This is a genomic window from Tannerella forsythia 92A2 (assembly GCF_000238215.1).
Lineage (GTDB): Bacteria > Bacteroidota > Bacteroidia > Bacteroidales > Tannerellaceae > Tannerella > Tannerella forsythia.
This window is the reverse complement of sequence record NC_016610.1, coordinates 3,082,071-3,102,530: the sequence shown is the minus strand read 5'-3', so window position 1 is coordinate 3,102,530 and position 20,460 is coordinate 3,082,071. Positions and strand designations below refer to the sequence as shown.

At 49.7% G+C, this 20,460-nt stretch carries 12 protein-coding genes; 7 read left to right on the top strand and 5 right to left on the bottom strand.

Annotated elements, in window-relative coordinates; translation table 11 throughout:
- Position 1 precedes the first annotated feature (1 nt).
- Complete coding sequence (gene lpdA / locus BFO_RS12615; RefSeq protein ID WP_014226163.1) at positions 2 to 1,360, bottom strand: dihydrolipoyl dehydrogenase; 1,359 nt, start codon at positions 1,358 to 1,360, stop codon at positions 2 to 4.
- A gap of 317 nt (positions 1,361 to 1,677) precedes the next feature.
- Here lpdA and BFO_RS12605 point away from each other — a divergent pair, with 317 nt between their 5' ends.
- Both BFO_RS12605 and BFO_RS12600 read left to right on the top strand, forming a co-directional pair.
- On the top strand, positions 1,678 to 2,883 hold the full coding sequence (locus tag BFO_RS12605) for a pyridoxal phosphate-dependent aminotransferase (RefSeq protein WP_041590937.1): 1,206 nt from the start codon (positions 1,678 to 1,680) through the stop codon (positions 2,881 to 2,883).
- A gap of 56 nt (positions 2,884 to 2,939) precedes the next feature.
- Entirely contained in the window at positions 2,940 to 4,190 is a 1,251-nt protein-coding gene (locus BFO_RS12600; RefSeq protein WP_014226160.1) for an ABC transporter permease, read from the top strand.
- Between the two features lie 139 nt (positions 4,191 to 4,329).
- On the opposite strand, the gene folD is transcribed toward BFO_RS12600, so the two are convergent.
- Entirely contained in the window at positions 4,330 to 5,238 is a 909-nt protein-coding gene (gene folD / locus BFO_RS12595; RefSeq protein WP_014226159.1) for a bifunctional methylenetetrahydrofolate dehydrogenase/methenyltetrahydrofolate cyclohydrolase FolD, read from the bottom strand.
- 12 nt (positions 5,239 to 5,250) lie between these two features.
- Entirely contained in the window at positions 5,251 to 6,579 is a 1,329-nt protein-coding gene (ffh, locus tag BFO_RS12590; RefSeq protein WP_014226158.1) for a signal recognition particle protein, read from the bottom strand.
- Between the two features lie 157 nt (positions 6,580 to 6,736).
- Here ffh and BFO_RS12585 point away from each other — a divergent pair, with 157 nt between their 5' ends.
- The 5 genes from BFO_RS12585 (at position 6,737) to BFO_RS12565 (ending at position 12,888) form a co-directional block, all read left to right on the top strand.
- Positions 6,737 to 7,939: an IS110 family RNA-guided transposase gene (locus BFO_RS12585; RefSeq protein WP_014226156.1), complete on the top strand. Its 1,203-nt coding sequence runs from the start codon at positions 6,737 to 6,739 to the stop codon at positions 7,937 to 7,939.
- A 464-nt stretch (positions 7,940 to 8,403) separates the two neighbouring features.
- The gene (locus BFO_RS12580) at positions 8,404 to 9,801 is read left to right on the top strand and encodes an undecaprenyl-phosphate glucose phosphotransferase (protein ID WP_014226155.1); all 1,398 of its coding nucleotides are present in this window, start codon (positions 8,404 to 8,406) and stop codon (positions 9,799 to 9,801) included.
- 3 nt (positions 9,802 to 9,804) lie between these two features.
- Positions 9,805 to 10,227, top strand: coding sequence for a Holliday junction resolvase RuvX (gene ruvX / locus BFO_RS12575; protein ID WP_014226154.1), 423 nt, complete (start codon positions 9,805 to 9,807; stop codon positions 10,225 to 10,227).
- 11 nt (positions 10,228 to 10,238) lie between these two features.
- Entirely contained in the window at positions 10,239 to 10,796 is a 558-nt protein-coding gene (gene def / locus BFO_RS12570) for a peptide deformylase (RefSeq protein ID WP_014226153.1), read from the top strand.
- Positions 10,797 to 10,800: 4 nt separating this feature from the next.
- A complete protein-coding gene (locus BFO_RS12565) occupies positions 10,801 to 12,888 on the top strand; it encodes a tetratricopeptide repeat protein (protein WP_014226152.1) in 2,088 nt (695 codons plus the stop codon).
- A gap of 36 nt (positions 12,889 to 12,924) precedes the next feature.
- On the opposite strand, the gene BFO_RS12560 is transcribed toward BFO_RS12565, so the two are convergent.
- Positions 12,925 to 16,983, bottom strand: a complete 4,059-nt coding sequence (locus tag BFO_RS12560) for a hybrid sensor histidine kinase/response regulator transcription factor (RefSeq protein ID WP_014226151.1) — start codon at positions 16,981 to 16,983, stop codon at positions 12,925 to 12,927.
- Positions 16,984 to 17,068: 85 nt separating this feature from the next.
- A complete protein-coding gene (gene secA / locus BFO_RS12555; RefSeq protein WP_014226150.1) occupies positions 17,069 to 20,407 on the bottom strand; it encodes a preprotein translocase subunit SecA in 3,339 nt (1,112 codons plus the stop codon).
- Positions 20,408 to 20,460: the final 53 nt, after the last annotated feature.

Sequence of the window (20,460 nt, the reverse complement as noted above, 5' to 3'; positions counted from 1 at the left end):
ATTACTTTATTGTAAATAATGTTTCTTTGAATATCTCCGATACGGTGGGGTGGGGGAATACGACTTTTTGAAGTGCCTCAACCGTCATTCCCTGCTCGATGGCCATGCATGCACTGTGAATCATTTCACTGCAAGGATTGCCCAGTAGATGAACGCCCAGTATCTTCTGCTGAGGGCTGAAAAGCACTTTGCAGAGTCCGGTCGCTCCTTCATTTTCTGCCACAAAACGGCCGGAATAAGTCATCGGAAGCTTGGCAACCCCGTATTCGATGCTTTTATGTCGGGCTTGTTCTTCGGTCAGACCGACCGTCGCGACCTCAGGATTGGAGTAGACGATACCGGGAATGGCGTGATAACGCATTTCGTCTTCCAGTCCGGTGAGGTTGTTGACCACCACTTCGCCTTCGCGACTGGCTGTGTGGGCCAACATCGAAAATCCTGTGATATCGCCGGCTGCGTAGACATTCGGTACGTTTGTTCTCATTTGGGTATCGACTTTGACAGCTCCGCGCTCTGTTTCTACGCCTAACGTCTCCAGTCCGAACCCTGTCGTGACAGCCCGTCGGCCGACGCTCATCAGAATCTTCTCTCCTGTAACGAAGCCCTGCGCACCTTCGGAATCCATAAAAATCACTTCGTTGTCTTTGATCTCTGTTACTTTGCACGAGAGGTGGAAGCGAATACCTTTTTTCGTATAGATGTCACGCAACATCGCACTGATCTCGCTGTCTAATCCGCCCAGTATCTCGGGTAGCATCTCGATAACCGTAACCTCGGAACCGAGGCTGTTGTACAAGCTTGCAAACTCCATGCCGATCACACCGCCTCCGATGATGACGAGCGAGGAGGGTTGCTCTTTCATCGCCAGAATCTCGCGGTTTGTTACGACGCGGTCTCCGGCTTCTTCGACTCCGGGGATAGGGGGGATAAAAGCCTCCGAGCCGGTGCACAGCAACAGATTTTTAGCTTGAAACGTTTCGTCGTTGCAATGAATCTCAATGGCTTCTTCCGTGCGTCCCTTGATGTGTGCTTCTCCTTTTACGACCTGTATGTTGTGCGCTTTCATCGTGGCATTGATGCCGGCCACCAGTTTACGTACCGTTTTGTTCTTGCGGGCAATGATTTTGCCGAAGTCGAATGTCACATCCGGAGCATAGACGCCGTACTTGTCACCGTGCTTGGCATAATCGTACACCTTTGCACTGTAGAGTAATGTCTTTGTCGGAATACATCCTTCGTTCAGGCAGACACCGCCCAGATCTTTCTTTTCGAACAATGTTACGTCAAGTCCTCTCGCAGCTGCGCGTTCTGCGGCTACATATCCGGCCGGTCCGCCCCCGATAATTGCTAAATCTATCATGTTTTTACTGTTTTATTTTTTATTGTTAACATGCAAACGTAAGTAAAAAAAACGACTTCCCATATGGAATGCGTTAAAAAATCGGTGATATCGGGATAATTTCGCAACCGGTTTGTATTTGTTCGAGAACTTATTTGAGAACTAATGCAGGGTGGGGAGTATTTTCATAAGGATAAGTTCGTGATTCAATCAAACGTTATGCTTGAAAAACGTTCATTACCGATAGCATGCTCCGGTTTTGATTTTTATGGACTGATAGATAAAAATCTCGGCTTTTTTATTTATGTTTGCATCGAACTTACAAAGAAAGAAAAGAAATGCCGGTAATATCACAACGCGGGATCAACATGCCCGAATCGCCGATACGGAAATTAGTTCCGTTAGCCAATGAAGCGAAAGCGAGAGGAATCAAAGTCTATCATCTCAACATCGGGCAGCCGGATATCCGAACACCGGAAGTAGGGCTTGATGCCATGCGTCATATCAATCGTGAGGTCTTGGAATACAGTCCGAGCGAAGGGTTGCTCAGTTTTCGTAAAAAAATGGTGACCTATTATCACCGTTTCGGCATCATGGTCGATACGGATGATATTATCGTTACGGCGGGAGCATCGGAGGCTGTGAATTTCGCTTTTCTGGCTTGCCTGAATCCGGGCGATGAGTTGCTGATCCCCGAACCGGCGTATGCGAATTACATGTCGTTTGCCATATCGTGCGGCGTCGTGGTGAAGGCTGTACCTTCGTCGATTGAAGACGGGTTTGCTTTGCCGTCGATCAATAAGTTTGAAGAGATGATCACGCCTCGCACGAAAGCGGTTATGATCTGTAACCCGAACAATCCGACGGGGTATCTTTATACGGCAGAAGAGATGTGTCGTTTGAGCGAACTTGTTCGAAAATATAATATATTTCTGTTTGCGGACGAAGTATATCGTGAGTTTTGCTATACTGATGCGCCTTATGTGTCGTCTTTCCACCTTGAAGGGCTTGAACAGCACGTGGTCATGCTTGATTCGGTGTCGAAGCGTTACAGCGAATGCGGTATTCGTGTCGGCGTCTTGGTTACGAAGAATGCGCAAGTGAAGAAGAGCGTGATGAAATGGTGTCAGGCACGGCTCAGCCCTCCGCTTCTCGGACAAATCGTTGCCGAAGCCTCTATCGATACGCCCGAAGAATATATGCGTGCCGTTTATGACGAATATTTGCAGCGGCGTAACTTTCTTGTTGAGGGTTTGAACCGTATACCGGGCTGTTATTCACCTCTTCCGATGGGGGCATTTTATACGGTGGCCAAACTTCCGATCGACGATGCCGACACGTTTTGCGCATGGTGTCTGAGCGATTTTGCTTACGAGAAACAAACAGTGATGATGGCTCCGGCTTCGGGCTTTTATGTGACACCCGGCTATGGACGAAACGAAGTGCGTATTGCCTATGTCTTAAAAAAAGAAGAACTGGCTAAGGCGCTTGATGTTTTGGCCCGTGCATTGGATACGTACCGCCAAATATGGCGTGCGGTATAGGTTAAGAACGGAATATGAAGATATACAAAAAAGGGAATATATCGTTGGCGTGAAAGATGAATTTTGAACTGTTTATTGCTCGACGCATTCATTTCTCGAAAGAAAGAGGTGACAGCAGACGGGTCACCCCGCCGGCTGTGCGTATTGCTGTAGCCGGTATTGCACTGGGTGTGGCTATGATGATCCTCTCGGTGGCGATCGTGGTAGGATTCAAGCAGGAGGTGCGTAATAAAATGGTCGGTTTCGGCTCTCATATCCGGGTTTCCAACTTCGATAGCAATTCGTCGTATGAAACGGTGCCGATTTTTGTCGGTGACAGTTTGAAGTCTCTCCTGAGTGCTCTGTCGGGTATCCGCCATGTTGAGACATTCGCTACCAAACCGGGTATCCTTAAGACTGAAACGGATTTTCAAGGTATCGTTCTCAAGGGCGTCGATGTGGAATATGACTGGACATTTTTCGGGAAGCATCTGAAGGAAGGAGAACTCTTCAGCATTGATACGGGAAAGGTGACGAACGATGTGCTGATCTCACAACAACTGGCCGATATGCTTCGCCTTCGTTGCGGCGACTCGTTTCATGCCTACTTCGTGCAGGACGAGGTAAGGGCGCGTAAATTCCGTATCTGTGGCATCTACGATACCGGTTTTACGGATTACGATAAACTGTTTGTCTTGACCGATATCAAGCATATCCGTCGCCTGAACGGATGGGAGGCTGACGCTGTCAGCGGACTGGAACTGCAGGTCGATGATTACGACGATCTTGATAAGGTGGCTGCTGCTGTCGATGATCAGCTACTTAATCGTCGTGACCGTAAAGGGAATATTTTTTATGTTCGTTCTATAAAAGAACTGAATCCGATGATATTCAGTTGGCTTGATGTGCTTGACCTGAATGTTGCGGTGATCCTTGTACTGATGATGGCCGTATCGGGCTTTACGATGATTTCGGGGCTGCTGATCATCATCCTTGAACGTACCAACATGATCGGCATTCTGAAAGCGCTCGGTCAGCAAGACCGCAGCCTGCGGCGCGTTTTTCTGTATATCTCGGCTTTTCTGATCGGCAAAGGGATGCTCTGGGGAAATATCATCGGGTTGGCGCTGTGTTGGATACAATCCTTTTTCCGACCACTGTCTCTTGATCCCTCCGTGTATTACCTTGATGCCGTTCCGATTCATCTGACACTGGGCTCATGGTTGCTGATTAATCTCGGAGCCTCCGTCGTTTCACTCTTGATGATGCTTGCTCCTTCGTACCTGATCACCAAGATCAGTCCGGCCAAGACGATCCGCTTCGAATAGCAAGGCAGGCTCGTATTTCTTTTTTCAAAAAACGGCCTGCCTCTTTCTCTTTCAGATGTCTGCCTTATGTGTTCCTGAAGAGCAGAATCTTTGTAATACTCTGTCTCAAGACAGTTTTTTTAGTCGATGAACGAAAAGACTATTTCTCTGCTGAAGAGAAAAGCGATTTCGTGCTTGCCAACAAGGTGTTGCGCATAAGCGAAATGATTGTCATCGGGCCTACTCCACCGGGAACAGGCGTAATATAGCTGCACTTCGGAGCTACTTCGTTGAAGGCCACATCGCCCATCAGGCGGTAACCGCTCTTGGTGACACTGCTCGGCACACGCGTGGTACCGACATCAATCACAACGGCTCCATCCTTGACCATATCTCCTTTCAGAAATTCGGGAACGCCCAGTGCGGCAATGATGATATCGGCACTCAGACACATCTCCTTCAGATCTTCAGAACGACTGTGGCAGACCGTCACTGTGCAATCGCCTGGATAGTCTTTCTGCATCATCAGCGTAGCCATCGGTTTGCCTACAATATTACTGCGCCCCAGAATCACGCAATGCTTCCCTTTGGTCGGGATTTCGTAGTGTCGCAGCAACTCGACAATTCCCGCAGGGGTAGCAGACTTGAAACAAGGCAGTCCAAGAGCCATCCGTCCGACATTGATCGGGTGGAAGCCATCCACATCCTTCCGGTAGTCAATTGCTTCGATCACCTTATGACTTGAAATGTGTTTCGGTAACGGAAGCTGTACGATAAAACCGTCCACATCGTCGTCTTCGTTCAGCTGTTGTACTTTACGGAGTAATTCTTCTTCGGTTATATCGGCTTCGCAACGAATCAGGGTCGACCGGAATCCGATAGCTTCGCAACTTTTTACTTTGTTCATCACATACGTCTCGCTACCCCCGTCGTGGCCGACTAATATGGCTGCAAGATGCGGGATTTTCCCTCCCGCCTGTTTGATGTTTGCTACTTCGGCAGCTAATTCTTTTTTGGCCTGGGCTGCCACGGCCTTGCCATCGATTAATTGATAAACCTGTTCTTCCATGACTTTTTATTTTTATCTGCGAAAAGGTGAACGCATCATCCGGCTGCCCGGCTTGACGGTCGTAATCATTCGCATCATCTTACGTGTTTCGTCAAATTGTTTGATCAGCTTGTTCACATCCTGTACCGACGTGCCGCTACCGGCAGCGATACGCTGTCTGCGCGAACCGTTCAGAATAGAAGGATTCGTTCGCTCTTGCGGAGTCATTGAATAGATAATGGCTTCAATGCCCTTGAATGCATTCTCATCGATGTCGATATTTTTTAGCGCCTTACCCACACCCGGAATCATGGATGCCAAATCCTTCAGGTTACCCATTTTCTTGATTTGTTGGATTTGTCCGAGGAAATCATTGAAGTCGAACTGATTCTTGGCAAGTTTCTTTTGAATTCGGCGTGCTTCCGCTTCGTCGTATTGCTCTTGTGCCCGCTCAACGAGCGAGACGACATCCCCCATACCGAGAATTCGGTCGGCCATTCGTTCGGGGTGAAACACATCAAGTGCGTCCATTTTTTCGCCGGTACCGATAAACTTAATCGGCTTGTCAACTACGGTGCGTATTGAAAGCGCTGCACCACCGCGTGTATCCCCGTCAAGCTTGGTAAGCACCACACCCGAAAAGTCCAGTCGGTCATTAAACTCCTTAGCCGTATTCACGGCATCCTGTCCGGTCATGGAGTCGACAACAAACAAAATTTCATTCGGCCGGATCGCTTTTTTGATCGCTGCAATCTCTGCCATCATCTGCTCGTCAATGGCCAGACGGCCGGCTGTATCGACAATCACTAAGTCACGCCCCGTCTTCTTTGCCTCTAAAATGGCGTGAAGCGCAATGTCGACCGGGTTCTTGTTTTCTCGTTCCGAGTATACCGGTACACCTATCTGCTCACCTAAAACATACAACTGGTCGATGGCTGCAGGACGATATACGTCGCAGGCTACCAGTAATGGATTTTTCCCTCTTTTGCTCTTCAGCATATTGGCCAGCTTACCGGAGAAGGTCGTCTTACCCGAGCCTTGCAAACCGGCCATAAGGATCACCGAAGGCGACCCCGTCAGATTAAATTCCGCCGCAGTACCACCCATTAAGGCGGCCAGTTCATCATGGACGATTTTAACCATCAACTGGCCGGGTTTCAACGAGGTGAGTACATCCTGCCCCATCGCCTTTGCCTTCACTGTGTCGGTAAACTGTTTGGCTACTTTATAATTGACATCGGCATCCAACAAGGCCCGACGTACATCTTTCAGCGTTTCCGCCACATTTAACTCGGAAATTTTGCCTTCACCTTTCAACAGCTTAAACGAGCGTTCTAACCGGTCACTTAAATTTTCAAACATAGCTCTGATTTTTGGTGGCAAATTTAGATAAAATCCTCGAGATTTTACACCGGGCAGATAAAAACACAAGGCCGACGCTCTGTTTTCTGTCCCCTCCTCTGCGTGTTCTTAGCCACAATTTTACTATCTTGGAGGAAAAAAATTTAAAAAAATAATTATGAACAGAACTCGAACAGTTGCCGGCCTTGATGTGCACAAAGATAGCATTTATCTCTGTATTATGGGGTATGACCAGGCCATTATTTGGGAAAATACTTATGGAGTGCTTACTCCCGACTTGCGTCAGATGCATCATGACATGAGAGCCCATGGTGTCACCGAAGCAGCTATGGAGAGCACGGCCGTCTATTGGGTTCCGGTATGGACGGAACTCTGCGAATCGATGGAACTCAGATTGGTGAATCCCTATTTCATCAAGCAGCTTCCCGGCAGGAAAAGTGACGTGAAGGATGCCCGATGGATCGCGGAGTGTCTTCTGAAAAATCTCATCAAGGGAAGCTTCGTTCCCGAGCCCATCGTTCAGGATATGCGCAAATTGAACCGCCGTATCATGGACCTGTGCGAAGATACGACCTACAACAGCAACAAACTCGACGCAGCTTTGCAAAGATGCGGTTTTAGGCTCAGCAATTACGTGGCTACCACCAAAAGCAAAAGCTATCGGTCTGTACTCAAAGCGATAATCGACGGACAGACCGATCCTGATGAACTCCTCAGGCTTGTGCATGGACGCATACTCAACAAACATGGACGTGAGAGGGTGAAAGCCGCGCTGACAGGCTCGTTCTCAGAAACCGACCTGATTGTTCTCAGACAATTGAAGGAAACACTCGACCTGATCGAAGAACAGACGGCGGACTGTCAGCAAGAACTCGTCCGGCTCTGCAAAGAACATTACCCCAAACCATACGAACGCCTGCAAACCATCCCCGGTGTCAAGGAACGCGCAGCCACGGCAATCATTGCGGAAACAGGTGTTGATATGAAGATGTTCGCTACGGCGGCAAGCCTTGTGGGATGGTGCGGTCTGAAACCGCGTAACGATGTAAGCAACGGGCGTTTCAAAAGCAGAAAAGTGACACACGGAAACAGATACCTCAGACAAATATTGATCGAAATTGCATGGGCGGCATCACGAACCCGAAACTGTTTCTTCTCTCATTTCAGCTACCTCCAAACTACCGTCAAGAAAAAGAACAAAATGAAGATCCAGGTAGCCATCGCCCGGAAAATACTCGTTGCCGTATGGCACATGCTCTCCAAAGAAGAGGATTTCATTGACATTTATCTCAAAAGGCAGGAAGAGTTGAAAAGAACAGAAGGACAAATCAAACTGCTTGAATCGTATATGGCCGATTAGCCATTTGATATACCTTTCGGTGCCACGTAATTACCTTTGTGGTGCACAGAGTAGCCCGTTTCGCAAATTTACAGATACACCGGAAGGAGTCGGACACCGGCATAAGCTACCCAAGCTTGTAGAGGAAAGTAACATACTTATATTCGCAATCTCCGAGACACACCGACCGTCACGGAGCCAACAGTCGTGTGTTATAGTCACCCAAACAACCGAATTTGGGAGGGATTGAGCAGCAATGTAAGCAAACTCACAAAATACGTTTTAGAGGAAAGGTAGTAAAAAATGACGATTATACACAAACACACCCCACCGAGCCGTGACTGAATTTTTCGACCGGCTGCATGTTGGCCATTTTACTTATCGATGTATGACACTTACGATTAGAAGATGCAACTCGGGAAAAAGCTTCCGGTCGTTTTTTTAACTCTGAAATATTCGTTACCTTTGTCAATTCTTACAACGAGATGGAAAAAAGTTCAAAACAAGGATATTTTCTTCAGTGGCTGATTGGTATGGGCGATTTAATGATTTTAAACGCCCTGTTTTTCGGTATTTACTACGCTCTTGAACCGGTATATACCCAACCCATAGCCCACAGCCTTAAAGAAGTCTTATTGTTGCTTAACTTTTGCTACTTTTTTGCCTTGTATTTCGTACCGATCAAAATACATCTCTCCATCGTGTTTTTGGATAATGTCGTACAGCGCTCGTTTACCCTGGTTACGTTTCAAACGTTTTTGTTCTGCACGTGTCTGGCGTTCTTGAAAGTAGGTAGCTCATTGGTCATTTTTCTCTTTCTTTACTACGTTTCCGTGTTGTTATGTCTGTCTTTATGGCGGATTCTGATGCGTATCTTTGTCAAAATCTATCGTCGCAAAGGGTATAATGCCAAGAACATCATCATCATCGGAGCCGGAAAAAACGGAATGGAGCTTTATAACGTGCTTCGAGACGATTTGGCATACGGATTCAACGTATTGGGCTTTTTTGATGATAATATGGCTCTGAAAGAGGTACTGCCGAATTATATAGGGCCTATTGAGGAAATGAATGATTTTGTTTCGGAACATCAAATAGATGAGATTTATTGTACCATCCCCGGTTCGAACAGTGATAAAATATCGAACTTGCTGCTTTTTGCCGAGAAACATATGATTCGTTTCTACATCGTTCCGGAGTTTTATCGCGATATTAAAAAAAGCATGGTGATGGAGATCCTGGAGTTTATTCCTTTGCTCTCGATTCGTAACGAACCCTTGCAATCGGTCTCGAAACGAGCTGTCAAGCGGACATTTGATATTGCGTTCTCCACACTCGTGCTTCTCTTGTTTTATCCCGTGCTTTATATCGTGGTCGGTATGCTAATCAAATTAAGTTCTCCCGGACCGATATTGTTTAAGCAGAAACGCACCGGCATATACGGTAAAGAGTTCGACTGTTACAAATTCCGGACTATGAAAGTAAATAAAGACGCCGATTTGGTGCAGGCTGTTAAAAATGATCCGCGCACCACGAAAATCGGAAGTTTTCTTCGGCGGACGAACTTGGACGAAATGCCTCAGTTTCTTAATGTATTGTTTGGCGATATGTCGGTCGTAGGACCGCGTCCTCATATGCTCAAACATACGGAGCAGTATTCTAAACTGATCGATAAGTATATGGTGCGTCATCTTGTTAAACCGGGCATTACCGGCTGGGCACAGATTACCGGTTATCGGGGCGAGACGAAGACGTTGGAACAGATGGAAGGACGTGTCAAGCGCGATGTATGGTATATTGAGAATTGGTCGTTCTTTCTCGATCTGAAAATTATTTTTGTGACAGTCTTGAATATGTTCCGAGGTGAAAAAAATGCCTATTGATTTATGGGAAGGATTATGGCCGTTGATTATGGACAGAAACGTACCGGATTGGCTGTCACTGATATGCTGAAAATGATTGCCAACAGATTGACCGTTGTGTCAAGCCGTGAAGCGACGGGGTACATCGCCCGGTATGTGTCGCAAGAACCGGTGGACCTGATTGTGGTCGGCTATCCGAAACAGATGAACAACGAGCCTTCCGAAAACATGAAACGTGTGGAAGCCTTTGTGGCTCAACTCACAAAAACACTTCCTTCCATTCCGGTAGAGTATTATGACGAGCGTTTTACTTCGATCATGGCTCAACGGGCATTGATTGACGGAGGTTTGAAAAAGAAAAAACGGCAAGACAAAGGATTGGTCGATGAAATCAGCGCTGTTCTGATCTTGCAGGGGTTTCTCGAACGATTAAGAAATAAACGATAAAACAGAATATGATGATATTACCGATTTATACATACGGACAACCTGTATTGAGAGAGCCGACAACGCCGATAGATAAAGACTATCCCGATCTGAAAAAGTTGATTGCCGATATGTTCGAAACCATGTATCATGCCGATGGCGTGGGGCTGGCTGCACCGCAGATCGGCCGATCGATAAGCCTTGTGGTGATTGACGGAACACCGGTAGCTAACAACCGTATCGAGTGTAAAGACTTCAAACGTGTGTTGATTAATCCGGAGATCATCGAGGAAAGCCGTGAGACGGTAACTTTTGAGGAGGGTTGTCTTAGTTTTCCGGGAGTTCACGAGAAAGTAACGCGTCCGGAGAAAATCAAGGTACGGTATATGAACGAACATTTTGAGCCGCAGGAGGAGAACCTTGAGGGGTTTGCCGCACGGATCGTCTTGCACGAGTACGAGCATCTGCAAGGACATGTATTTATTGATAATATATCGGCCATTCGCCGACAACTCAATAAAGGTAAACTGAACCATATTGTCAAGGGGACGATGTCGTGTTCCTACCGTATCAAACCGTTGAAGAAATAATGAGATGAGACAAACGTTCGCCCTCTTCTTTTTTCTGTCTTGCATGTTCACGGTGAGAGCGCAGGTCAATACCGACCGGGTGATGGCCATCGGCAGAAATGCGCTTTATTTCGAGGACTACGTGCTGTCAATTCAGTACTTTAATCAGGTCATCAAAGCTAAACCGTGGCTGGCTGAACCTTATTTCTACCGGGCCGTAGCGAAGCTGAATCTGGACGATTTCAAAGGTGCAGAGGAAGACTGTTCGTTAAGCCTTGAGCGTAATCCGTTTTTGGCACAAGCGTATTACGCGCGGGGAATTGCTCGTCAGAGCCTCGAGATGTATGATGAAGCGATCGAAGACTATAACAAAGGACTGGAATTTAAACCCGACGATCGCCCAATGATGTCGAACAAGGCAATTGCCTATGTTCAGAAAAAGGATTTTAGTGATGCGGAACATGTTTTCGAAGATTTGATCCATGCTCATCCCCAATATTCGCTCGGCTACCTGACACGCGGCGCTATGTATCTGGAGAAAGGAGATACGGCGCTTGCGCTGAACGATTATGACAAAGCGATCGAAATTGACCCGTATCATGCCCCATGTTACGGAAATCGGGCGATTGTCCTCTACCAGACAGGTCGTTTCAAGGACGCCTTGGCCGATTTGAACGAAGCCATCCGTCTTAATACGCGGGAGAGCGGCTACTACATCAACCGTGGACTCGTACGTTATCAAATGAATGACTTGCGGGGGGCTATGGCTGACTATGATCAAGTGATCGATATGGACAACAGAAACTTGATTGCCCGTTTTAATCGCGGTTTGCTACGTGCACAAGTGGGAGACAATAACCGGGCGATTGAAGATTTTGACGTAGTGCTCGAGCAGGAACCGGACAATTATATGGCGTATTACAACCGCGCCCTGCTGAATCATGAAGTGGGCGATTACAGAGGCGCTATACGAGATATTGACGTCGTGTTAAAGCAATATCCCAATTTCTTGCCCGGTTATTACAGTCGTGCCGAAGCCAAACGGAAGCTAAACGATTTGAGCGGAGCCGATCGGGATTACCTCACGGCGATGAAACTGGAACAAGATAAGCGTCAAGGGCAGAAGCCGGGTGCCGAAGCTTCCGACAATTCCGAAAAGGGAACAAATACCCGTGAAGAGTCGGACAAGAATATCGATAAGTTCAACCGATTGGTTGTTTACGACAGGAAAGAGGAACAAGAAAGCAAGTACCGTAGCGAGATACGTGGAAGGGTACAGGATCGCAACGTGCATGTCGACCTCGAACCGCAGTTTATCCTGACGTATTATGAAAAAAACAGCGAAGTACAGGAGTCTGTCTATTACGATAAGACGGTCGAGCAATTCAATGCGCGCATGGTACTGTCATGGAAACTGTTATTGACAAACAAGGAGGCGGCCTTGACCGAAGAACAGATTGCCATGCACTTTGCTTCCATCAATGAGTATTCTGCTAAAATAGAGAGAGAACCTAATAATCCTGATAACTACTTCGGACGCGCCATCGATTTTATGCTCGTGCAGGATTTTGCGGAAGCTATTCGCAATTTCGATAAAGTCATCGAACTGGATCCGTCTTATACCTTGGCTTATTTTAATCGGGCTTCCGTTCGTTACAAGCAGATGGAGTACAATCAGTCGCAGGGTTATACGGATGAACAGGCAAGTACGCGAACCATCAACTTTCAATTGGGCAGTAGCAAGGCTCCCGTTATGAATGAGAATCCGGTAAACGATCTGCCACAAAGTCGATTGAAAGAAGAAGCGAAAGGCTATGAACATGAATTGATTATCCGAGATTACGACTTTGTTATTCGTCAAGCTCCCGGCTTTATCTATTCATATTATAATCGCGGTAACCTGCGATGTGCCCAGCGCGACTTTCGTGCGGCTATTGCCGACTATAATGAGGCGATCCTGCGTGATCCCGAATTTGCCGAAGCATATTTCAATCGTGGCCTCGCACGGCTCTCGCAAGGCGATGCTACGCACGGTATTGCCGACCTGAGCAAGGCCGGCGAATTAGGTATTTTGAATGCTTACGGCATCATCAAACGCATGACTGCGAATTGATCCGACAGGCAGAGATATTTCCCTGAAGTGATATTTTTACCCTTTCTTCTCGGTCGAATGCGGAGCGGGAGGGCGGGCGCGGAATTCGGAGGGGGACATGCCGAATTGTTCGCGGAAGCATTTGGAGAAATATTTTGGCGAGCCGAAGCCCACGTTGTATGCCACGTCGGCGATATTCATTTCGGGGTGGTTCTGAAGCAGGCCGGTGGCTTTCTTCATCCGGATGGTCTGGATAAACTCGTTGGGTGTTTGCCCGGTCACACCTTTGATTTTATGGAACAGGCGGGTGCGTCCCAGCGCCATTTCGCGCGAGAAGAGGGCGACGTCGAAGTCTTCGTTGGCCAGATGTCGTTCGATGACTTGACGGGCGCGTTCGATAAATTCGCGGTCGATGTCGTTCGAGGCGATGGCCGAGGGAGGGAGTTCGGTCGAGCGTCCGAATTTTTCCTGCAGCCGCCGTCGTCCGTCGATCAGGTTACGGCAGCGTGCGATGAGCAGCTTCACATCGAACGGTTTGGTGATGTAGTCGTCTGCTCCGAGGCGCAGGCTGTCGAGTTTGGCTTCGACGGCCGTTTGTGCCGTGAGCAGGACGACGGGGATATGCGACGTGGCGAAATTGTTTTTGATTCGCAGGCACATCTCGTTGCCTGAGAGCACGGGCATCATCAGGTCGCTCAATACGATATCGGGCTGATGCCGGATGGTTTTCCGGAGTCCTTCTTCGCCGTTCGAGGCGGTGTGAACGGTGTAGATCGGCTCAAAGATGCTTTGCAGCACATGAAGCAGCTCGGGGTTATCTTCTACGATCAGGATGGAAGGCAGCGTATGTACGCTTTCGGCCGTTTCGTCGGGATAAGGCGTGTCGGGCGGCGCATCGTACACTTCGACGGAGCGTATATGCCATTCGCCGCTCTCCGGTCGTTCGCGTTTTTGCTCGTCCGAGAGATGCCCGGCGCCTTTTTTCATCACGACTTCAAAGACGCTGCCCTCGTCGATCCGGCTCGATACAAGCATCCGCGCCCCGTGCGCGTCGGCAATATGTTTCGTCAGCGCCAGTCCGATGCCCGTTCCGGGCGATACGGATTCGTCGGTTTTCAGCCCGGTATCGATTGCCTGATAGAAACGGTCAAAGATATGGGGGATATCGGTTTCGCGAATACCCTGTCCGCTGTCATGCACGGCGATACGTACCTCGTCGGCATGTTCGTTCACGGTCATCCCGATCTTCCCGCCTGCCGAAGTATATTTAAAGGCATTGGAGAGGAGGTTGTAGAATACTTTCTGCATCTGTGCCGGGTCGAACCATAAAGGTATGCTTTCCCGGTCGGCATGAAAGGTGAAATCGATCTGTCGGTGTTCGGCATATTCCTCGAAGGCAAGGTACATTTCGTGCATGAATTTAACGATGTCGTGTTCACTTGCACGGATCACGAGCTTACTGTTCTCGGCCTTGCGAAACTCCATCAACTCGTTGATCAGGTTTTGCATAAGCCCGATGTTGCGACGCACACTGGCCATGCGCCGGTGCACGGCCGCCGACGTCTTACCCGTCTGCATGATTGTATCTACCTGACTGGCGATGATGGTCAGCGGTGTACGGAATTCGTGTGTGATATTGGTGAAGAAGCGCAGCTTCGACTGGTTGACAGCCTCTAAATGCTCCTTTTCTTTCTTCTGATATTCGAGCGAGGCCACGAGCCGTACCCTCGATTGGACGAATCGCACGTAAAGAACGGCCAGCAATGCCAGCAACAGGGCATAAGTCAGATAGGCATACCATGTCTTGTAGAAAGGAGGAGCCATGTTCAGCTTCAGCGCGGTGCGTGCCAGCACGGTGCCGTCGATGGGTGAGACAGCCTCCAGTTCGAGGCGATATCTGCCCGGATGGATGCCGGTAAAGTTAAACCGATGAGCGCCGGGTTGCACCGGCATCCATTGTTCGGACAAGCCCAGTAACCGGTACCGGAAACCGGGACGGTTGCTTGCGATGAAATGATCGGACGAAAATTCGATCTCGAGCATCGACTGTTTATGATTCAACGCAACGGATTCGGTAAACGGCAGGGCGACGTTCAGGATGCCCGAATCATCGCCGGGCAGTACCGGCAGATGGTTGACCCACAGTTGCGAGAAGTGCAGCGTAAAAGGCGGCAGATTGCCAGCCAGCTTGTCTTCGGCGAAGGATACCATGCCGTTCATGCCGGCAATATACACTTCGTTATCTGCCGTGACGGTCAGTCCGCCGTTGTAAAGCGAGTTGAGCGGGAATCCGCTGCCGGGTCCGTAATGATCGATCTCGTGTGTGGAAGGGTCGAGGGTCGAGAAGCCCTGCGTGGTGGCCAGCAGTAATTTGCCCGAAGGCAGCTCGGCCAGATTGCTGATATAAGCGTTCGGCAACGAACCGTTCTCGGAGTCGAAGCGGGTGAACGAATCGGACGAAGGATTGTAAAGATTCACTCCCCCTCCGTTGGTGGCAATCCATACGTTGCGTTTGCGATCGATGAGGATTTTGTTGATCTGGTTATTGCTGAGCGACGACGGGTCGTCTTTGCGATGCGTATAGCTCCGGCAGATTCCCGTCCGCAGGTCGTACCGGTAGAGTCCGTAGCCGGCGATCCATAGCTGTCCGTCGTAGTCGGATTGCACATCGATAAAGTAGGTAGCCAATCGGTGCAATGCTTCGGAGAAGATGGAGAATTGCTTCGTGTGCGGGTCGAACAGATAGAGTCCGTTGTAGGTGGCTACGAGCAGGAGATCGCGGTAGGGAAGAATCGCCCGGACGATATTCGATTCGTAAAGACCGGCATTGATTTTGCGGTAGAACGTGACTTGTTGCGTCTTCGTATCGAGCATACACAAACCTTCCAGATGCAGGCCGAGCCATAGCTGACGGCGTGTACGGTCGTAATAAGCCGTCTTGATATTTTTCTGTCTCAGGGCCGCATAATCGGTGTAGGTTTTTTCCGACGGGTCGTAGGAGAGGAGGCCGTTGCCTTCGGTGCAAAGAAAGAGCCGGCCGTCTTCCGCCTCGATTACCCGGCTGATGACCGGAAAAGGTTTGTTCCTCAACACCCCCTTTTGCAAGTCATGGAACGTGTAGAAGTCGTGCTCGGGGTTGAAGTAATTGACTCCGCCGAAGTAGGTGCCTGCCCAAATCGTACCCTGACGGTCTTTGTATAAGTCCCAAACCGACTCGTTCGATAACTTTTGCAGGTTGTGCTCTTCCGAGTCGTAGTGTGTAAACTGCTCCGTGACGGTATCGAACCGGTCGAGTCCGTTCTTCGTACCGATCCATATTCCGCCGCTGTTGTCTTCGCATACGGTACGCACGAAGTTCGACGACAGGGCGCGTCCGTCGGCGCTCTCGCGGTAGTTGACGACCGTGCCGTGCGGCGTTATCCGGTACAGCCCGTTTTGCCATGTGGCGATCCAGAGATTCTGCCGGCTGTCTTCGTAGATCGATGAGACGCGGCTGCAACCCGTGATAAGCGGTCTGGCCTGCCCGTCGGCCCCGACCGTGTAGACCCCCGAATCGACCGTGCCGATGCGGAGCCGTCCGTTCGTACCCGTATGAATCCGCGTAATGACCGTTTGTGTACGGCCGATTTCGAGAAGAAGCGAGAACTTGCCGTCGCGATAGGAAAAGATACGGTTCTGCGCGGCCAGCAACAAACGGTCGGTGTCGTAGGCCATGGCGTCGTATGGGGTGTCGGTGACCCGTGACAGGGTGCGGGTGCGCAGGTCAAACCGGTCGATGCCGTTTTGAGTCTGGATGAATACGGAGCCATTGCCGTCGCCACAGATCATTTTAATTAAATTGCCCGACAGCGAATGCGGATCGTCTTCTTTCGGTTGCAACACGGTCATGCTGCTCCCGTTATAGAGATTCACACCCTCGCGCGTGCCGAACCACATCGTGCCCAGCTCGTCCTGATAGATATTCATGACCGACAGCTGCGACAGACCCTGCTCGATACCGATTTTCGAGAAGTATACCTCGTCGCTCCGGGCGTATGACGCCGTCGCACATCCTGTCCCTCCGACGAGGGTCAGCACCAGGCGGCATATCCATATACGGGCGGTAAAGGGCATCATTCCGAATGTAATCGTTTTTTCGAAAGAAAAGAGACGTACCTCTTCCGGCGCGTCTCTTCAGTTTATATCTACTGTACAAGAATGTTTAGAGTCCTTTGCCGTGGCAGTTTTTGTATTTCTTGCCGCTGCCGCACGGACACGGGTCGTTCCGTCCCGTCTTCTTTTCCACGCGCACCGGTTCCAGAGGTTGCCGCGACGGTCCTGTGCCCGTCGGAGGCTTGGGAAGCAACGGATCGCCGTCGACCCGTCCGCCGCTGCTCACCGTATCTTTCTCCGTCCGGTAACGGCTCATGTCCGTACGTCGTTCGGGAGCGGCTTTGCGCACTTGCATCGATTGCTGTTCTTCTTCACGTACGGGTATCTGTCCGCGCATCAGTACGGCTACTGTCTTCTTATTCATCTCCTCCACCATGACTTTGAACAGGTTATACGCTTCGAGCTTGTAGATCAGCAATGGGTCTTTGTTCTCGTAGCTGGCGTTTTGTACCGATTGGCGCAGGTCGTCCATCTCGCGCAGATGCTCTTTCCACGACTCATCGATCATATGTAGCGTGATGGCTTTCTGAAATGCTTTGACGATGGCTCTCGAATCCGTTTCGTAAGCCTCTTTCAGGTTGCACGAGATGTTGTACATCCGTTTACCGTCGGTGATTGGGATCATGATGTTTTCATACATCGCTCCCTGACTCTCGAACACTTGTTTGATCACCGGATCGGCCACTTGCGCCATCTTTTCCATACGACGTTTATACTGTTTCAGGACCGCATTGAACACCTCGTTGATGAGCTGATCGGTTTTTGTTTCGCGGAACGTTGCTTCCGAAACAGGGCATTCAAGTGCGAATGTCCGGAAAAGTTCTAATTTGAAACCTTCGAAATCACCACTGTCTGCTGCCTGTTCGACGAGTGCTGTGGTTGTGTCGTAGAGCGTGTTCATCACGTCGAGGCCGATACGCTCACCCATCAGGGCATGACGCCGGCGAGTGTAAATCACGCTTCGTTGCGAATTCATCACATCGTCGTATTCGAGCAGACGCTTACGGATACCGAAGTTGTTCTCCTCTACCTTCTTCTGTGCGCGTTCTACCGACTTGCTGAGCATGCTGTGTTCAAGCACTTCACCTTCTTTGAACCCGAGTTTATCCATCAGTCCGGCGATCCGTTCCGAAGCGAACAGACGCATCAGATTATCTTCGAGCGAAACGAAGAACACGGACGATCCCGGGTCGCCCTGACGTCCGGAACGTCCGCGTAACTGCCGGTCTACGCGTCGGCTCTCATGACGTTCGGTACCGATAATCGCCAATCCACCGGCAGCACGTACGGCCGGCGACAGCTTGATGTCGGTTCCGCGACCGGCCATGTTCGTGGCAATGGTCACTGTGCCCGACTGTCCCGCTAATGCGACGATCTCCGCCTCTCGCTGATGTAATTTGGCATTCAATACATTGTGCGGAATCTTACGCATGTGGAGCATACGGCTCAACAATTCTGAAATTTCGACCGAAGTCGTACCCACAAGCACCGGCCGGCCAGCTTCGATCAGTGTGCTGATCTCTTCGATCACCGCATTGTACTTCTCGCGGGTCGTCTTGTAGATGCGGTCGTTCATGTCGGTACGCGCAATCGGCTTGTTCGTCGGGATGACGACAACATCCAATTTATAGATGTTCCAAAGCTCGCCGGCCTCCGTCTCGGCCGTACCGGTCATCCCCGACAGCTTATGATACATACGGAAATAATTCTGCAAGGTGATCGTCGCGAATGTTTGAGTCGCCGCTTCTACCTTCACCCGCTCTTTCGCCTCGATGGCCTGATGCAACCCGTCCGAATAACGACGGCCTTCCATGATACGGCCTGTCTGCTCGTCGACGATCTTCACCTGCCCGTCGATGACTACGTATTCGTCGTCTTTCTCGAAAAGCGTGTAGGCTTTCAGCAGCTGGTTGATTGTGTGCACGCGTTCGCTCTTGATCGAGTAATTCGTTAGCAACTCGTCCTTTTTGGCTTGTTTCTCCGCCTCCGATAATCCCATGTTGCTGATCTCCGACAGTTGCGAAGCGATGTCGGGCAGCACGAAGAATTGCGGGTCTTCCATGTTGCCCGTCAGCAGGTCGAGCCCTTTGTCGGTCAACTCGATGCTGTTGTTTTTCTCATCGATGACAAAATAGAGATCGTCCGTTACAAGGTGCATGTTGCGCATGTTGTCCTGCATGTAAAACTCTTCGGTCTTGAGCATGCTGGCTTTCACGCCCTGTTCGCTCAGGAATTTGATGAGCGCCTTGTTTTTGGGCAGTCCCTTGAACGAGCGATAGAGCAGGAGCGTTCCTTCTTCGTGTATCTTCTTGTCGTCGCTTGCCATCTTCGATTTGGCTTCAGTGAGGAGCTTCGTACACAAGTTCTTCTGGGCGTTGACAACGGTTTCTACCTTCGTGCGGTATTCGTCGAAGAGTTGTTCTTCGCCTTTGGGCACGGGACCGGAGATAATCAACGGTGTACGCGCATCGTCGATCAAGACCGAGTCCACCTCGTCGACAATCGCGTAGTTATGTTTGCGCTGTACGAGGTCTTGCGGGCTGATGGCCATGTTGTCGCGCAGGTAATCGAAGCCGAATTCGTTGTTCGTCCCGAATGTGATGTCGGCCAGATAAGCCTTGCGCCGGCTGTCGGAGTTCGGCTGGTGCTTGTCAATGCAATCGACCGACAGCCCGTGAAACATGTAAAGCGGTCCCATCCACTCCGAGTCACGCTTCGAGAGGTAGTCGTTGACCGTCACCACATGTACGCCTTCGCCGGTAAGGGCGTTGAGAAAGACGGGCAGTGTAGCTACGAGCGTCTTTCCTTCACCGGTAGCCATTTCGGCAATCTTTCCTTTGTGCAGCACGACACCGCCGAAGAGTTGGACGTCGTAGTGCACCATGTCCCATTTCACCTCGTTGCCTCCGGCTATCCAATGGTTCTGATAGATCGCCTTGTCGCCTTCGATGCGTACGAAGTCATGGCCGGCCGCCAAGTCACGATCGAAATCCGTCGCTGTGACCGTAATCTCTTCGTTTTGCACGAAACGACGCGCCGTATCCTTGACGATGGCAAAGGCTTCGGGCAGCACCTCTTCCAGCACTTTTTCATACTGATCGGCAATCTTCTTTTCGATTTCATCTACTTCCGCCCAGATCGTTTCGCGTTCTTCCAGTTCTTTTTCGTCGATTCCCTTACGCAATTCTTCGATGCGTTTTTTCTCTTCGCTCACGTAATCCCGTATGCGCTTGCGGATGTCTGCCGAACGGGCGCGCAGTTCATCGTGCGAGAGCGCTTCAATGGCCGGGTAAGCCGCCTTGATCTTATCTACGTAAGGCGTAATTTCTTTTAAATCTCGTTGTGACTTGTTGCCGAACAACTTCGTCATTATTTCGTTAAATCCCATATCGTTGTATTTGTTAATTTCTTAGTTGTTAATAGATGTTTGGTGTGAAATCC

Excerpts from the sequence above, each read along its gene's own strand:
- lpdA (WP_014226163.1), bottom strand. The coding sequence starts at position 1,360 with ATGATAGATTTAGCAATTATCGGGGGCGGACCGGCCGGATATGTAGCC.
- BFO_RS12605 (WP_041590937.1), top strand. The coding sequence starts at position 1,678 with ATGCCGGTAATATCACAACGCGGGATCAACATGCCCGAATCGCCGATA.
- BFO_RS12600 (WP_014226160.1), top strand. The coding sequence starts at position 2,940 with ATGAATTTTGAACTGTTTATTGCTCGACGCATTCATTTCTCGAAAGAA.
- folD (WP_014226159.1), bottom strand. The coding sequence starts at position 5,238 with ATGGAAGAACAGGTTTATCAATTAATCGATGGCAAGGCCGTGGCAGCC.
- ffh (WP_014226158.1), bottom strand. The coding sequence starts at position 6,579 with ATGTTTGAAAATTTAAGTGACCGGTTAGAACGCTCGTTTAAGCTGTTG.
- BFO_RS12585 (WP_014226156.1), top strand. The coding sequence starts at position 6,737 with ATGAACAGAACTCGAACAGTTGCCGGCCTTGATGTGCACAAAGATAGC.
- BFO_RS12580 (WP_014226155.1), top strand. The coding sequence starts at position 8,404 with ATGGAAAAAAGTTCAAAACAAGGATATTTTCTTCAGTGGCTGATTGGT.
- ruvX (WP_014226154.1), top strand. The coding sequence starts at position 9,805 with ATGGGAAGGATTATGGCCGTTGATTATGGACAGAAACGTACCGGATTG.
- def (WP_014226153.1), top strand. The coding sequence starts at position 10,239 with ATGATATTACCGATTTATACATACGGACAACCTGTATTGAGAGAGCCG.
- BFO_RS12565 (WP_014226152.1), top strand. The coding sequence starts at position 10,801 with ATGAGACAAACGTTCGCCCTCTTCTTTTTTCTGTCTTGCATGTTCACG.
- BFO_RS12560 (WP_014226151.1), bottom strand. The coding sequence starts at position 16,983 with ATGATGCCCTTTACCGCCCGTATATGGATATGCCGCCTGGTGCTGACC.
- secA (WP_014226150.1), bottom strand. The coding sequence starts at position 20,407 with ATGGGATTTAACGAAATAATGACGAAGTTGTTCGGCAACAAGTCACAA.